Source organism: Magnetococcales bacterium, assembly GCA_015228815.1.
Lineage (GTDB): Bacteria > Pseudomonadota > Magnetococcia > Magnetococcales > UBA8363 > UBA8363.
This window is the reverse complement of the sequence record JADGCV010000005.1, coordinates 23,916-40,187: the sequence shown is the minus strand read 5'-3', so window position 1 is coordinate 40,187 and position 16,272 is coordinate 23,916. Positions and strand designations below refer to the sequence as shown.

Annotated in this window: 13 protein-coding genes; 2 read left to right on the top strand and 11 right to left on the bottom strand. The window is 58.1% G+C overall.

Annotated elements, in window-relative coordinates; genetic code table 11:
• Positions 1–5: 5 nt before the first annotated feature.
• The 6 genes from HQL76_03215 to HQL76_03190 all read right to left on the bottom strand — a co-directional run bounded on the left by HQL76_03215 (position 6) and on the right by HQL76_03190 (position 10,389).
• Positions 6–983 carry an Rpn family recombination-promoting nuclease/putative transposase gene (locus HQL76_03215; GenBank protein ID MBF0108171.1) on the bottom strand — a complete coding sequence of 326 codons (978 nt, stop codon included), beginning with the start codon at positions 981–983 and terminating at the stop codon, positions 6–8.
• 18 nt (positions 984–1,001) lie between these two features.
• Complete coding sequence (locus HQL76_03210) at positions 1,002–2,300, bottom strand: HlyD family type I secretion periplasmic adaptor subunit (protein ID MBF0108170.1); 1,299 nt, start codon at positions 2,298–2,300, stop codon at positions 1,002–1,004.
• 2 nt (positions 2,301–2,302) lie between these two features.
• Positions 2,303–4,027 (bottom strand): ATP-binding cassette domain-containing protein, encoded by a 1,725-nt coding sequence (locus HQL76_03205; GenBank protein MBF0108169.1) that lies wholly within the window; start codon positions 4,025–4,027, stop codon positions 2,303–2,305.
• A gap of 26 nt (positions 4,028–4,053) precedes the next feature.
• Positions 4,054–8,070 carry a FecR domain-containing protein gene (locus HQL76_03200; protein MBF0108168.1) on the bottom strand — a complete coding sequence of 1,339 codons (4,017 nt, stop codon included), beginning with the start codon at positions 8,068–8,070 and terminating at the stop codon, positions 4,054–4,056.
• A 158-nt stretch (positions 8,071–8,228) separates the two neighbouring features.
• Positions 8,229–9,563 (bottom strand): TolC family protein, encoded by a 1,335-nt coding sequence (locus tag HQL76_03195; GenBank protein ID MBF0108167.1) that lies wholly within the window; start codon positions 9,561–9,563, stop codon positions 8,229–8,231.
• 160 nt (positions 9,564–9,723) lie between these two features.
• Positions 9,724–10,389, bottom strand: a complete 666-nt coding sequence (locus HQL76_03190) for a nitroreductase (GenBank protein MBF0108166.1) — start codon at positions 10,387–10,389, stop codon at positions 9,724–9,726.
• A 238-nt stretch (positions 10,390–10,627) separates the two neighbouring features.
• Between HQL76_03190 and HQL76_03185 the strand changes: the two genes are divergently transcribed.
• Together HQL76_03185 and HQL76_03180 are read left to right on the top strand one after the other, a co-directional pair.
• Complete coding sequence (locus tag HQL76_03185) at positions 10,628–11,056, top strand: DedA family protein (GenBank protein MBF0108165.1); 429 nt, start codon at positions 10,628–10,630, stop codon at positions 11,054–11,056.
• A 277-nt stretch (positions 11,057–11,333) separates the two neighbouring features.
• Entirely contained in the window at positions 11,334–12,548 is a 1,215-nt protein-coding gene (locus HQL76_03180) for a 6-phosphofructokinase (protein MBF0108164.1), read from the top strand.
• Positions 12,549–12,627: 79 nt separating this feature from the next.
• On the opposite strand, the gene HQL76_03175 is transcribed toward HQL76_03180, so the two are convergent.
• The 5 genes from HQL76_03175 to mtnP form a co-directional block, all read right to left on the bottom strand.
• A complete protein-coding gene (locus HQL76_03175) occupies positions 12,628–12,873 on the bottom strand; it encodes a hypothetical protein (protein MBF0108163.1) in 246 nt (81 codons plus the stop codon).
• Between the two features lie 274 nt (positions 12,874–13,147).
• Entirely contained in the window at positions 13,148–13,390 is a 243-nt protein-coding gene (locus HQL76_03170) for a hypothetical protein (GenBank protein ID MBF0108162.1), read from the bottom strand.
• Positions 13,391–13,726: 336 nt separating this feature from the next.
• On the bottom strand, positions 13,727–14,779 hold the full coding sequence (gene mtnA, locus HQL76_03165; GenBank protein MBF0108161.1) for an S-methyl-5-thioribose-1-phosphate isomerase: 1,053 nt from the start codon (positions 14,777–14,779) through the stop codon (positions 13,727–13,729).
• Between the two features lie 45 nt (positions 14,780–14,824).
• The gene (locus tag HQL76_03160; protein MBF0108160.1) at positions 14,825–15,358 is read right to left on the bottom strand and encodes an adenine phosphoribosyltransferase; all 534 of its coding nucleotides are present in this window, start codon (positions 15,356–15,358) and stop codon (positions 14,825–14,827) included.
• Between the two features lie 33 nt (positions 15,359–15,391).
• Positions 15,392–16,156 carry an S-methyl-5'-thioadenosine phosphorylase gene (mtnP, locus tag HQL76_03155; GenBank protein MBF0108159.1) on the bottom strand — a complete coding sequence of 255 codons (765 nt, stop codon included), beginning with the start codon at positions 16,154–16,156 and terminating at the stop codon, positions 15,392–15,394.
• Positions 16,157–16,272 lie beyond the last annotated feature (116 nt).

Sequence of the window (16,272 nt, the reverse complement as noted above, 5' to 3'; positions counted from 1 at the left end):
GTCCTTCAGTCTCGCCCCGAAAAAATTTCCTCCAGCGACCGGGCATCCAGAATCCGCAAACCCCATTCCTCCAGAAGTTCCGGTTTGGCCTGGGCGATTCTTTCCCCAATCCATTCGGGCAAAATCCCAAAACGACGTTGCAACTGGCGCATCAGCATCCAGGCCTCACCCTCACGATGGCCCTCACGATGGCCCTCACGATGGCCTTTGCGTTCAATTTCCCTCGACCATTTCTCGACCTGAGTTGCCAACATGTTCACCACCTCCTCAAGGTCTTCGGGTATGCCGGGCAAGGAGACCGTATCCTCCAACCGACGCAAACCGGATGCGATCAATTCCCGGAACAATCGTTTCACCGGTGGCCCATCCGGATGCCCGGCAAACCAGGACACCACCTCCCGACCCGATTCCAACAGCGACTCTGGGGTCGTCGGGTGTTGCATCCGGATAAAAAGTGCCACCAACGATCCCTGTCCCTTCAACTCCTCCTCGGAATAACGCCCTTCATCGATGACATGATACCCCATCCGCAATTGAAACGGCCACAACGCCGAACCACACCGCAATCGAATCAGCTTCCGAAGGTCGGTCGCAGCGTTCCAACGGGAGTCCCCATTGTACAACACCACAGGCAATACCGGAGGAAGTCCATCGACCGCCCGCAACCGCCGCTCCTCCACCAACTGCTGGTACAACAGTCCAATATACACTGCCAGGCGCAATCCCATCCAATCATCGATGTCCGACTGGAATTCCAACACCAGCAGAATGAATACACTCCCTCCGGCACGGGTTGGAATCTCCCACACCAGATCCCCACGCCGGCGTTCTCCCGTCGTCGCAGTATATTTCGTGTTCATCCGCTTCATCCCGGAAAAATCGAATTCCTCGATCCACTCGGACGGCAGAAACCCCCGCAGCAGCTCGGCAACCATTTCCGGATGGGAAAAAAGACGATGGTAGATGGAATCGTGATCCGTCATCCCCGAACCTCCCTGCGCTCATGGTTCCTTCATGATCAGTCGGGCGCTCGAAAGAAACGGAGAAAGGAGGTATTCCAGCACCGTGCGTTGTCCGGTATGGATCAGTATCTGCACGATCATCCCGGGATAGAGGAGGTAGCGGTGCTCGCCGTTCTGGAAAAACGTCCGTTCTGTTTCCACGCGCACCCTGTAGAACGGCAACCCCTTTTCGGTCATCAGGGTATCGGGACTGATCGCCGCCACCACGCCGTCGATCTTACCGAAGCGGGCCGCATCGGCCCCGATCAAACGCACCTCCGCCACCTGCCCCGGTTGCACATAGCCGATATCGCGCGTCGGCAGCTTTGCTTCGATCACCAGACGATCCCCCTTGGGGACCAGTTCCAAAACCACATCGCCCGGCTTGACCACGCCGCCGATGGTAAACACATTCAGCGTCTTGACCACCCCTTCCACCGGCGCCCGAATCACCGTCCGATCAAGATTGTCACGAAACTTGCCCGAACGGGCGGCAATTTCCTGCAACTCCCGACGCACCCGAAGCAATTCCGTCTGGGATTCGGCGACAAAGGCGCTCTGGCGTCCCCCCAACCGGACCTGGGCCTCCTTGAGCGCCGACCGCGCCCGCCCCAGGGCAACCCTGTCCTCGTCGAGCTTTCCTTCCAGGGCGTTGGTCTCCTTCAACAGGTCCAAATGGCCGTAGCGATTGGTAATGTCCCGCTTCAGCAGGGACGTGCTGATGGACACCTGTTCCCGCAACAATGCCAGTCTTTTCTTTTGATTTTCAATCCGTGATTCGGTTTCCTCGATATCCTGCTGCCGCTGCTGGACCAGTTCCCTCTGTTCCGACAACAGATTGTCCAAATGTCGCCGACGATTCTGAAACAATTCCAGCCCCTGGGCGACCAGTTCGGGATGTTTGCGCTGAAACTCCGCATCGTATTCCAGGTTCGTCGCTCCGGACACCTCGGCGGCCAATCTGCGTTCCTCCGCCTGCAACGACCATTGACGCGCCTCCAATTCCTGGACATCGGAATCGGGGGCCGTTGGCTCCAGGATCACCAATTGCTGACCCTTTTGCACCTCATCCCCTTCACGAACGTGAATGCTGCGAACGATTCCCCCTTCCAGATGCTGGACCATTTTGACCTTGCCCGAAGGGGAAACCTCGCCCTCCGCCAGCGAGATGATGTCCAACACCCCCCAATGGGCCCAGGCGCCGAACAGGGCAAAAACCAGTATCGAAAAAAGGAAAAAACGACGATGTTGCCCCCGAAAACCGGTCTCGACCTCGATGTAGTCGATCATTTCCGCCATGATCACCCTCCACCGACGCCGGGCATGGTCCGTCGCAACAAAGGTTTGGGTTTGCTGTTCAGATCGAGAAAGGCATCGGCCAATTCTTGAAAAGGCCGCACGTCGTGGGTCATGACGATGACCGTGCGCCGGTTTTCCTTCAACGAGGCAATCAGTGTCCGGACTGCGGCAATCCCCGGGGCATCCAATCCTTCCAGGGGATCGTCGAAAATGGCCACCATCCCGTCACTCGCCAAGCCACGGGCCAGGGCGATGCGGCGCCTCAATCCCAGTGACAGATACCCGCCGCCACCTTCCAGACGGGTTTGCAAACCATCGGGACTTTCATTGACGAAACGGCGCAATCCGGCAATATCGACCATCATGTTCAAACGATCCGGAGCAAGATCGGGGCGGTTGATGGTGATGTTCTCCAAAAGGGTTCCGTCGAAGAAAACCGGCTCCTGCGGAAAATAGATCAATTGCCGCCGCCACCAGGGGAGCGCCATCTGACGAAATTCCAAACCATCCGCCAGAATGCGTCCACGAATCGGCTCCAGATGTCCCGTGAGCAGTCGGGCGAGGGTCGTCTTTCCTGCCCCGTTGTCGCCCACCACGACCACAAGGCTTCCAGGGACCAAACGCAGAGACAGGGACTCGAACAACGGGGTATGGCTTCCGGGATAGGCAAAAGCGCAATCGTTCAATTCCAGATGGCCCGTAAAGGAATTCAAGGCCGTCCCCTGGAAGGATTCCAGCGAAAGACTCATCAATCGTTCCAGGCTTTCCGCCGCCGACGCTCCCTGTTCCAAAGCCCCACCCAGCTGGGCAAACCGGGAAATCACCGCCAGGGCCCGGGCTGACAGAATATTGGCGCCGATCATGGCGCCAACACTCATATCCCCACCAACCACCAGGACCGCCCCCTGAGCCACCACCACCACGCTCATCAATGCCGAACCGGTCTGGATGACCTGCCGCAACAGGTCCTGTCGCGAAGCGACCAGGGCCTTTTCCCGATTCCATCGGGTCTGCCGCTCCCCCCACAGACGACGCAACATTTCCTGGGCATTGAAGACGCGGGTCTCCTCGATCGCCCGCAATACCGACTGCAACAGGTGCATCTGCTCGCGGTTGCGCTGGTTTTGCCGGCGCATGGGACCTTTCAGCAACCATTGCACCACCGTCGCCGCGACCAGAACCAGCGACAAACAGAAAACCGCCGCCACGCCAATCCGAACGTTCAAAAAAAACAATGCCACGACAAACAACAGCGCAAACGGAAAATCGACCAGGGCCAACAGGTTTTCCCGCCCCAGAGCCTGTTGCAACGGCCCAATGGCTGCCATCGCCTCGCGCCGCCCCCCCTCCCCCAAACGGTCGATCATCCCCCCACGAGCGCCGGTCAACTGAAAAAATCCCCGTCCCGCCAGTTGCGCGTCGGGACGAACCGTAAACCCGTCCATCATCCGAAAACGCAACCGACGCAGAATCCACTCCAGGACAACCGCCAGAACGACCCCGGAGGTCAGCGTCACCAACGTCGAATCGACCCCATTGGTCACATACCGGTTCAGCACCTGGATGACATAGATCGAAGTCCCCAGCGAAAGAAGATGAATCATGAGCGAGGCAATCAAAACCTCCACCACAAGACCCGGCCGGACCAACAACCTGCGAATCAATCGTTCCATGGCAACCAGGCCTGTACCCCACACAATGATCAGGAACGTTCCAGGATCGGACATCACACCGGTCGGAACTTTGACCAGGATCAAATGGTAAAACTGGATGTTCCAAAGTCACTGGAATCAAGGTTCACGAGGGATACATCATCCAGTTGAATCCCCATGTCGGCCGTCCCATCCCCACCCAGATCCACCTGGAGAATTCCAGAAGTTGCGTCGAACCGGGCTTCGGTATACCCCAACGAATGGAACGTGGACGAACCGATATAATTGAACGAACCGACAATCATGGATGGCGCAAAGTTGATCTTGTCACCACTGCCATTGCCAAAATCGACGATGCGGTCAGGGGCGTTGACCGTCGAATCGGCAGCGGAATAATAGTAAAAGGTATCGTTTCCACTCCCCCCCACCAAGGTATCCGACCCGCCATTGCCGCGCAGCGCATCGTTGCCGTTCTGACCCAGAAGGAGATCCTTTTCGGTCGTCCCGACCAGACCGGTATCGTAACCATTGATCCCCACACGGTAATCATCGTGAATTTCAGAATGGACCACGACCGTGGCCTCCTCGGTCACCTTGGAAAACAGCGCGCCGGGAGCGTTGACATCGACCCCGGACTGCCCGTTGAGATAACTTCCCGTGCCCCGCAAAACCTGATAGTCCAAAGTGGCGTCACCGGAAAAATCATCGTCCGGGAGAAACCGAACCCGGGTATTGGCATCATTGGACAGAAACAGCGCCGAGGCGGTCGAGGGCTGATGAACATCACCCCATGTCGTTCCTCCATCCAACGAGTATTGCCAAAGGCCCCCTCCCGACACGTCGGTGACACTGGTGACCGCAATACCCGTAACCCCCTCCCCCTGATCCGACCCGTCCGCGACAAGTTTGGGTAGCGCAATCCCGGTGGATGTCGTCTCACCCTGCCACTGGCTCTCGACGACATCCTGACGCAAGGCAATCTCGACCCCGAGGACACTGTCGCTGCCATCGACGGTAGTGGTATCGACCCGGATCAGAATATTGCCATCGCTGGAAAGAAATCCCACTCCGTTGTGTTGCGGGTTCGACAGACTCGATACCTGGACCCATCCCTGGGAATCGGTCATCAGATTGACGTCGTCCCAGGTCACCAGATAGTCGTCACCAATCCTTTGATCGAGAAATCCTGTCGTTCCATTCCCCTCGAAATCGGCAATCCCGGTCTTGGTGAACCAATTGTTGTAGACGATCGACGGATCGGCGGAATCGTTGATGACCGTTTTGTACGCTCCGTAGGCATAGGATCCGCCATCCAAAACGCCAAGATCAGGCGTTCCCGTCCCCTGGCGCAGGCCGATCACAAGGTTATAGGCATTGGTTTGCAGATCCATCAGCACAAAGGCCGAGCCATCGGGAGAAATCTTTCCCCGCATCATGCCTCCATCCGCCTCGGTGATCAAAATTTCACCATTGCTCTGAACCTGATAGTCGAATGCCTCGGTCGTTGGATGGCCATCGGAGGAACCATGTTCCACTGCGGTCCCTTTTCCCGCCCCATCCAAAGTCACCACCCCGTAGGAGGTTGCTGGTCCTGACACGGAATCGTCATCCACGGCGGCAAAACGATAGGTCCCTGCCACGGAAGCGAGGTCGTGACCGACACCATCAGGAACGATCAAACCGAACAAGGTGCTGGGCGTCGTCGTTTGATAGCTTGCCTGATCGAAGAAAAAAGCCCCCAGGGTTCCCGTTTCAGTCACCGCGCCAAACGCGGTTCCATTGGTCCCCAGGGCGATTTCAAAGGAGCCGTCATCCTGACTGACGATGCTCCCAAAAGGACTGGTAATCGGAGAATCGGTAGCGAATTCCTCCTGGTAGGTCAACGATTGATGGAGCAGATCCACCGTCGCCGAACCGGTAGCGGAACGGTGGCTTTCCCACACCGCCGATTCGTTGTTCGTTCCTGGAGAATAACTATAGCTTTGGTAGTAAATATCATTCTGGCCCGCCATCCAGACCCCCAGAGTGTCGGAAGCGGTCTTGACCTGGCCACTGGCCGTTTCGGTGGAGGAGGCTGTCACCGTCAGGGCAAAGGTGTCGGACACTCCGGTTTGCGGTAACGACAATGATAAACCCGGCAGTTGTTCCGTTGTCAGATGCCACAATCCGTCACTCCCCATCGACCCGGCGGACAGCGTGCTGTTCGCTGGCAATCCTCCCACGGTCAGCGACAGCGGCCCCATGCCCGTGCTATTTCCCAGAGAAGCGTCGATGTCGAGATAAAACGGTCCCTCGACAGAACCAAACCCATCTTTGACCGACAGCATGATCGCATCGGAGGTCACGGGGTCGGTCACCACGGGAGTCACCGAATCCCCTCCGGAAGTTCCAGGGTGTGTGTCGCTTGGAGTCGATCCTCCCGGTTGTGTCGTTGTCGATCCTCCCGGTTGCGTCGTTGTCGATCCTCCCGGCTGACCCGTCTGCGAAGCGGGAGTGGTCGAATCCCCTGTCGGCGCGGAGACCTGTTGCGCATCCCGAGCCGGGGTCGTCTGATTGTTTTGCTGATTGTTCTGCGGCACGACAGTCGTCGTTTCCACCCGTGTTGCGGCAGGCAGGACGCTTTTGTTTTCCGCCAAGGGATTCGAAAGAATCGACGTTCCCTGTTGCATTCCCTGAAGATTCAGACCGCCGACGGAATTGATACCCGACTGCGAAGGATTAAGGTTCATCGCGTCGGTTCGCAGCGATGTGGAAAGCTGGGTCCCTCCCAGGATCGGGTTGTCGTTGCCTCCCATAAGAGTTGTCAACGATTTTTGCACCAGTGGATTACCGGTCACTTGTGAAAAGGCATCTTGTTTGGCCGATGGCGGCGCGACATTTTTCGCATCGACGGGTGCAGTCGTTCCCTGAGCGCCTGAAAGACCTTCTCCCGGGGGCTTGCCCTCGGCGCCAGGAGCGGTTTGACCTTCTCCCGCCAGGGGTGGTTTACCCTCGGCGCCCACACCTTCCCCTTCCTTGGGAGGGGCCTCACCTCCCTCTTTGGGTTGCGCTTCTCCTTCGGGTGGTTTTTCCCCATCGGCGGTCGGTTTGGCCTCCTTGCCCTCTCCCCCGTCCGGACTGCCCTCCTTGCCCGAGGCGGCGGCATCGCCACCATCCTTCGGAGATTTTCCGGCGTCATTATTGACAGGCGGCGGTGGCAGATTCCGCGTGGCGGCGCCATAACGCGATTGCACCTCCTGGGGCGAAAGGATGACCGGCGGCGTGGGCTTGGCGGAAAAACTGGTGATGGTCGTGGTCTGATTGGGCTGCGACAGAAGAATGGTCCCCGACTGATTGGTCACCGCGATCTGACCGACCTTGCCATCGGCATCCTGCAACAGGGTAAAACTGTTCTCCGACCCTTCCGCCGATGCCTTTCCCGCCACCGTCGTGCCGCGCACCCCAATGACGGCGACCGGGGTCTTGAACACCATGCGATCGGCCCCCATCTTGGCCACTTGGCCACTGACGAAGGAAAACTCCCCCTGAACGACATTGGTTGTGGATCGACCTTCCCCCTTTGCCGGGTCGAATTTCATCTCCTCGACCACCATCCGTCCCGAATTGGCCAGCGAAATGGTCGTGTTGTCGGCATAGACCAGACCGATGCCCCCCCCCTTGACCGTCTCGACCACATCCCCCTGCTTGATGGCCATCCCCGGTTCCGCGGCCATGCGCACCCCGGCACGAACGATGGTCGCCCCCTTTTCCACCGAGGCGACCTGCCCCACCCCATCACTGGCCGATACCACGGGCGCCGCCGTTTCGTTGGCAGCATATACCACCGGCACCGCCGGTCCCGCCAGATAACCCGCAAGACCCGCTGGAATCCGCGCATCGTAACCCGTGACCAGATCGGGAGGGGTATCCATGGAGAAATAGCCGGGAATCAAAACCGAATGCCCCGGATGATCGTCCCCTCCCTCCAACAACAGATCCCCACCCTGCCGGGTATACTGGGCCGAAAGGAGAAAATCCCCATGGTCCAGAACCAGGGGGCGGTCCCCTTCCGGTTCCATCACCTGCGGCGCCCAAAGACGCGATGGGGTGGGAAGAAAGGTATCCAATGTCTTTTTCATGATGCGTTTCCCTTCCAGACCTCGGAGGCTCCATCCCGCCAGCCACCGTTATTGATGGCATGCTTGCGTGAACCTTGACGGGGCTTCGCCCCGGACCCCACCAAGGGCTTCGCCCCTGGACCCCACCAGGGGGATGATCCCCCTGGACCCACAACAGTTCACAAGCCTTTTCGCGGCTTCACCGGACGCAACACCTCGGTCGATAACACCCCCATCGCCTGCAACATCGAATAGGACGCGATACGGACATCGGTCGTCGCCGACAGGGCATCGCTCCGGGCATTGATCAGGGCCGTTTCACCATTGAGGACATCCAGCAAAGTCCTCTTGTCCATGGCCCGTTCCTCCTTGGCCAGTTCGAGAAACTTTTCCGCCAATCCCGCCTGGGTCGTCAAAAGTTCGGCATTTTCCCGCGATGTTTCCAGGTTGTGCCACGAGGTCCGCACCTGTTCCTGAACCAGAAGCAGGGTGTCGTTGTAACGATTCCGCGCCGCCGCCAGATCACGCTCCGCCGCACGAACGGCGCTGACGCTGGCAAGACCGAGATTGAAAGGAAACGACATCTCTGCCTTGATAAAATTTTCCCGCTCGAACCCATCGACCCCGGCGACATCGTTTTTCATCTTGTATTCCCAAACGCCATTCACCGTTGGGAGAAAACCACTGATCCGGGTGCCACGGCGAACCGCATCCAAACCATCGACCTGGGCGGCCAATTGACGCAACTGGGGGTTGCCGCTGACGGCGGCGGTCATCGCATCATCCATGGATTTGGGCAGGACGACCAATGATTCGTCAGGTGGCGTCAGACCAAGAACCTCCCGCGGATCCCGAAGAAAAACGGTGCGGACATGATCCTCGGCACGCATGAGGATACCCCGGGATTGCACCTGACGCGCCTCGGCCCCGGCAAGCTGGGCCTTGGCCTGAAGGACATCGGTGGAATATCCCTTCCCCAGGGAAACCCGGGCGCTTTCGACCTCCCCCTGACGGCGAATATTGGCAACCGATTTCTTGGCGAAGTCCAAAACCTTCGTCGAACGGTCAAGGTTCAGATAGGAAACAACCGCGTCGAGAATCAACCCCTGACTGGCATGGTCCAAAGCCGCCCGCATCTGCTGCTGTTGCCACTCCTGGACCGAGACATCCGCCATCCCCTTGCCAAAATCGAACAAGAGCTGCTTAAGCGCCACATCCAGTTCCCGCGAGTTCATGTCGGTGTCGGGACCACTGGTTTGATCGCTCTGCCGCTCATGACCGACATGCGACGTCGTCGTCAACGTCGGCATGAAGGTGGAACGAAAGACCTGATCCTTGCGCTCCTGGGCCGCATCGAGATCCATTCGCGCCGCCAGGATACGGTCGTGCTGTTGCAGGATCGCATCCACCGCCTCCTGCAAGGTTTCGGACCACGCCGCCCCAGGCAACAGAAACATCACCATCAACGCCGAAACCACCCGCCATCCGGTGACCGCAACAAACCGCAACCTCATGGATCGAACTCCTTGCCAGGTAAGAACCACCATCATCCACGCATTCCATCACCCCACCACCCCGGACCCAAGCTGTGAAGAAGACACTGCCAGATCCATACCAGAAACACCAGTCCAACATTTGCAGACCGCGAAAAAGGACGCACGCCGCTCAAGCCCGTCAATCCAGAAACGTCGCGAACTCCGCGACCGTCATTCGTGACGTTCGCCATCCATTCGCCAAAGCCCCAGGATCAGGATGGCCCACCGCAAGACTGCCCAGTAACAAGAACTGCCGCTCCACACCCAGAATCGAACGCACCACGTCGGGATAATCAGCCGTCGCCGCCTGGGGACAGCCGCCAAGGCCATGGGCGTGGATGGCCAACAAGACTGTTTGAATGAACATGCCCATATCCATCCATCCACCCTGTCCCAGGTCGCGGTCCATGAACAACAGCAGCGCCGCAGGGGCTCCGAAAAAGGAATAGTTGGCAAGCCACGCCGCCCTGCGCCGCACTCCATCCGCCCGATCGATTCCCATCGCCTCAAGCAGACCAAAACCACAGGACCGTCGGCGCCCAAGATAGGGTTCCTTCCAGATCTCCGGGTGAAACCGATAATCAGGCGCCGCCGGCGCACCGGACAACGCCTGGGCCGTCAATCGTTCCTTCAGGACTGCCAGAGTCCTTCCCGTCGCCACCACCACCCGCCAGGGTTGCAGATTGACCCCCGACGGCGACCAACGCGCTGTTTCGAGAATGGACGTCAGTGTCTCCCGGGACACGGGACGATCCAGAAACCCCCGAACCGACCTTCTGTCAAGGATGGCTTCGACTACGTCCATGGCATCACTCCGTCTCCCCCCCACCGATCATTCCCGCCTCATGGCCATGCCCCGGCATTCCCTATTCTCAACCTTCGGAAAAATCTTCCGCATCCTTGATTTTTTTCTCAAACCGCAATCATCCTGTCTTTTTTGGCCGCGCCGGGACCACGGCAACGGACTGCCCGCGATAAAACGACATGATCATACAATTTTCTGATTGTCTTTCCATCGTTTCGCCCAACATCATGGACGCTCCATGCCCGATACCACCCTCCTTGGCCTGTGCCTCAACGCCTTTCTTGCCGCGACGCTGCTGCCGATTCCCTCGGAATTGTGGTTTTCAGCGGTGTTGATGGAACAGACACAGTCCCCGTTTCTTCCGTGGATGAGCGTCACGGTGGGAAATGTCGCCGGATCCGTGGTCAACTGGCTCCTGGGACGATTCGCGATCGGGTTTCAAAACCGACCCTGGTTTCCCATCGCCCCCGACACCCTGGACACCGCCCGACAACGCCTGGCCCGTCATGGACCCTGGTGGCTTCTCCTGGCCTGGGTCCCGGTGATCGGTGATCCGCTCACCTTCGCCGCCGGCATTCTTCGCGTCCCCTTTTTTCCGTTCCTGTCGCTCGTCGCCATCGGAAAAGGGGGACGCTACCTGGCAATCATTCTCCTTCTCTCCCGGTAACCCCCCCATTCATCATGCGTCGCACGGCACACGGCGTCCCGGAACGCCACGACATGAAACCTCTCTGTCGCCCGGCCTTCCAAAACGATTTTCTTGCGGTTATAGTAAGGCATCGCACACGGGATTTCGCCATGCCCCCGAGGATGGATCCATTGGAATGGAAAGGGACGGATTGGCGCTTTCCTTCAGGCCCTTTATCGGCCAAACCTCGATGAAATCCAAGGCATATGCGCTTTGGGAGTTTCGTCAACAACTACTCATGACAGGAGCAAGGCAAATGAAAAAAGGGAAAGTACTGGTCGCCCAGGGAGGCGGTCCAACGGCGGTCATCAACCAGTCCCTCGTCGGTATCGTCAAGGAAGCGCGCAGGTTCTCCAACGTCGATCGCATCTATGGCGCTCACCACGGCGTCTCCGGCATCATCAAGGAAGACCTCCTCGACCTGACCCAGGAGTCGGACCACAACCTGGAACTCATCGCCGAGACTCCCGCCTCCGCCATGGGCTCGACCCGCGACAAACCCGATGCCGCCTATTGCGCCGAAATTCTCAAGGTACTCATCGCCCACGACATCCGCTACTTCTTCTACATCGGCGGCAACGACTCCTCCGATACCATCCGTCTGGTCAACGACTTCGCCAAGAAGGAAAATTACGAACTCGTGGGAATCCACATTCCCAAGACCATCGACAACGACCTGATGATCAATGACCACACCCCGGGCTTTCCCTCGGCTGCCCGTTTCGTCGCCTCCGCCTTCGCCGGAGCCAACCTGGATAACCGTGCCCTGCCGGGCGTCTATGTCGGCGTGGTCATGGGCCGCCATGCCGGATTCCTCACCGCCGCCGCCGCTGGCCTTCGTCGCTACGACTCCGACGGTCCCCACCTGATCTATGTCCCGGAACGGACCTTTTCCATGGACCAGTTCCTCGCCGATGTCAAAACCGCCTACGCCAAATACGGTCGTTGCATCGTCGCCGCCTCCGAGGGGATTCACGACGAGTCGGGTGCCGCCATCGCCACCAAACTTGCCAAGGAGGTCGAACGTGACGCCCATGGCAATGTGCAACTCTCCGGCACCGGCGCCCTCGCCGACCTGCTGACCGATTCCATCAAGGGCAAGCTGGGAATCAAACGGGTCCGCGGCGATACCTTCGGCTACCTGCAACGCTCCTTCCTCGGCGTCGTCTCCGATGTCGATCAGAGAGAAGCCCGCGAAGTCGGTCAAAAAGGGGTGCAGTTCGCCATGTATGGCGGCAAATCAGGTACCGTCACCATCCACCGCGTCGCGGAATATGCCGTGGAATACCGCCTGAGCGCGTTGGAAGATGTTGCCGCAAAGACGAAAGTCATGTCCGACAACTTCATCAACAGCAGCAGCAATGACATCACCCCCGCCTTCATGGACTACCTCCGCCCGCTTCTCGGAGGGGATTTGCCCGTGTGGTCCCGCGTTCAGGCGCCGGCGGTTGCGAAAATTCTCAAGAAATAACCACGTTCCGGTTCATCCCGGTGACTTCAGGGAGGCATCCTGCCTCCCTTTTTTTTTCCCCAGACGGATCATCGCCCCTTTAGGAGGCGAGGCGGAAGCGGTACAACGGTTCCTCGACCTCATCCTGTCCGGCAGTCGCCCCCGCCTCCGCTTCCATGTTTTCACGCACGATCTGGATCTTTCGGGTGGCATCCACCAGGGCTTCCAGGCCTTGCATCAGCTCTTCGCTCACGCTCATCCTGCCACTCTGCACATCAAGGACCAATTCTCCCGTCATCTGTTCCAGAATGGATTCCATCGCTACGAGTTTTGCAATGCTGGCCATTCCTGCTCTCCTGGACGCTTTATGCCCCTTGGGACCATCCCGAGGGAGTCTTATTGATTTGCCTTAAGGTTATTCAAATAGCGTGCCATAAATCCATCACAAGGAAGCATCATCATGTTGTCATGCTATTTCAACACGTTCCAAGTTGATCTGCCGTGATGGAAATACTTCCGCCCGTGATGAACAACCGACATGACAACTTCAACAGGGCAAATTTCGCTCCCCAGGAGGAAAAATATGTCCTTTCGTTGACAAGCATCGGACCATTCCCAGATCATTTGAACAGTGCTTCGGCCGCCTTGCGGGCATCCTTGCGGAGATTGGCGACCTTATCGACCTTTTGCAGTTGACCGGGCTTGAAAAATTCGCAAAACGTCGCCTTTTCCTTATCCACCACCCGTTCGCTCTGCGGTTCCCGGCAGGCATTGTACGCCCTTGGGTCATAGTGGCGGCAGTTTTTGCATACCCGGACCGAAAAACCACACTTTGGACAGGTTTCGCCCCTTGAAAACCCCATTTCTCCCAGGTTTGTTTGACATTTCCAACAATGTTTCTGGACGGCATCAGCCACGATAATAACCCCGATCTGTTGCGATTGAACCAAGACATGGCGCAACGTTTTCCTCCATGATCGACTCCGAGGAAACGCCCACCGGCATGACGATAGAACAAAAACGCCAGTACACAATGATGAATGACAGTAAATCAACAGGGAATGGAAAGAACCTCGAACACCCAGTCCTTCGGGGAACCACCATCAAAGTCATGAATAACGACGCATCCCCGGTCCTGTCCTCAACCCATCCCTGGACATCGGGGTCAAATACAAGGATAGAACCATCCCGTTTTCAGGTCAACCATGAAACAAGGTCCTGATTTTTTCCGCGGAAGGTTTGTCCACCACCCCTTGCTCCGAAACAAACCATGTGATCAACGCTGCCGGTGTCACGTCGAAGGCGGGATTGCGTACCCGGACATTGGGGGCGGCAATCCGTTTTCCGGCCAGGTGGGTCACTTCGATCTCCGGACGTTCCTCGATGGGAATATGACGCCCGTCCGGGGCTTTCAGGTCGATGGTGGACAATGGGGCGGCGACCATGAACGGAATGTCATAGCGGGCAGCGCAGATGGCATGACCCAGGGTTCCGATCTTGTTGGCCGCATCGCCATTGGCCGCCACCCGGTCGGAACCGACGATGACGACATCGATTTCGCCCTGGCTCATGAGGTGGGCGGCCATGTTGTCGGTGACGAGGGTGGTATCGATGCCATCCTCAAGCAGTTCCCAGGCAGTCAGCCGGGCCCCCTGGAGAAACGGACGGGTTTCGCAGGCGATGACACGGACCTGGCGCCCGGCATCGACAGCGCCGCGGATGACCCCCAGCGCCGTTCCATAGACCCCACCCGTTGCGAGCGCCCCGGCGTTGCAATGGGTCATGATGGTCAGGGGACGCCCGCCAACCTCGGGAAGCACCTGGGCCCCGAGTCGTCCCATCCGCAAACAGGCATCGTGATCCTCGCGCAGGATGTCCTGGGCCTCCGCCAACAGGCGTTGTGGCACCACTTCCGGAAGCGTTGTGGTCAGCAGCGGTCGCATCCGTTCAAGCGACCAGCGCAGGTTGACCGCGGTAGGACGGCTTTTTTCGAGGGCATCGAATCCTGGGGCCATCGCCTCGGACCATGAATGAGGAATCCCCTGGGTGACGATGCGAAACGCCTCGACCGCCACGCCGAAGGCCGTGGCGCAACCGATGGCTGGCGCCCCACGAACCACCATGTCCCGGATCCCCTGTGCCGTCTCCACGGCACTGTAATAATCGATGGAAACCACTTCGTGCGGCAACCGCCGCTGGTCCAGCATACGCAGATGATCCTCGATCCAGACCACAACCGGAAAAACGCGCATTGCTTCGCTCACTCCCATGCATACATCAAGGACCGCCCCCTGCGATCACTCTCCCTCGAATTCGACCAGGGTAAAGAAGCGGTAGCCCCGTTTCTCCAGATTTTTCCCGCCTCCCAGATCGGGAAGATCGACGATAAACGCCATCTGGGCCACGATTCCTCCCAATTTTTCCACCAGGGCCGCCGCCGCCAGGGCCGTCCCCCCGGTTGCCAAAAGGTCATCGACCAACAAAACCCGTGAACCGGCAACAATGGCATCCTTGTGAATTTCGATCGAGTCGGTACCATATTCCAACTGGTATTCCTGGGTCACCACCGCTCCGGGAAGTTTCCCCTTCTTGCGCACCGGGACAAACCCTTTCCCCAGGGTATATGCCAACGCCCCGCCCAGGATGAACCCGCGCGCTTCGATGCCGACAACGCAATCGAACGCCATGTCCGCAGCCAGACAGCGTTGGGCCAGGGCATCGATCGACTGGCGCAACCCCATGGGATCTTTCAACAAGGTCGTGATGTCGCGAAACATGATCCCCGGTTTGGGATAATCAGGAATGGTCCGGATCAAATTTTTCATGGTCATGTCCTTGAGTGACGGGGCGCTTGGAAAACACAATCAGGAAGTGCAGACATCCGCTTCCGCGGCAATTTTCGGGATGACTTCGAGAAACAGGCGAATCACCCGGTCGGCATTGGCATGCATGGTTTTCTGGATCATCTCCCAGGTCACCGGGGCCTCCTCCTCGTGCCAACAGTCATAATCGGTGGACATGGCGACGGCAGCATAGTGGATCTTCTTCTCGCGCGCCAGGACACACTCGGGAACGGTGCTCATGTTGATGATGTCCGCCCCCAACTGACGAAACAGATGACTTTCGGCCCTCGTGGAAAAACGTGGTCCCTCGATGGTGATTACCGTCTTATCCTCATGACCGGTCAATCCAAGCACACGAGCGGTGGTGGCCAACAGAGACCGCAAACCGGGACAGAACGGTTCAGCCATCGGAGTATGAACCACATGGTCGCCATCGAAAAACGTCCCGGCACGCTTTTTGGTCCAATCGATGAACTGCGACGGAAAAACCAGATGTCCCGGAGCGATTTCAAACCTCAGGGATCCGACCGCCGTGGTTGCCAGAATATGGGTACACCCATAAGATTCGAGGGCGGCGATGTTGGCGCGAAAGTTGACATTGGACGGCACAATGGTATGCCCATGGCCGTGACGGGCCAGAATCGCCACCTCCACCCCACCGATCCGCCCCGTCGTCAATGCCGAGGAAGGTCGGCCATACGGCGTGTCCACCGCCACCGATCCAGTATCTTTGAGAATATCGGGATTGTCCAGACCGGAACCACCGATGATGCCGACTTTCACCATGAACCACCCCCAATCAACGTCAACGAAACGTCAAAAAAGGAAAGAATACACGTTTTTCAAGAAAATACCCAGTGCAACGACACCACAGGCATGAAACCCGATAAAAAAAACGCACC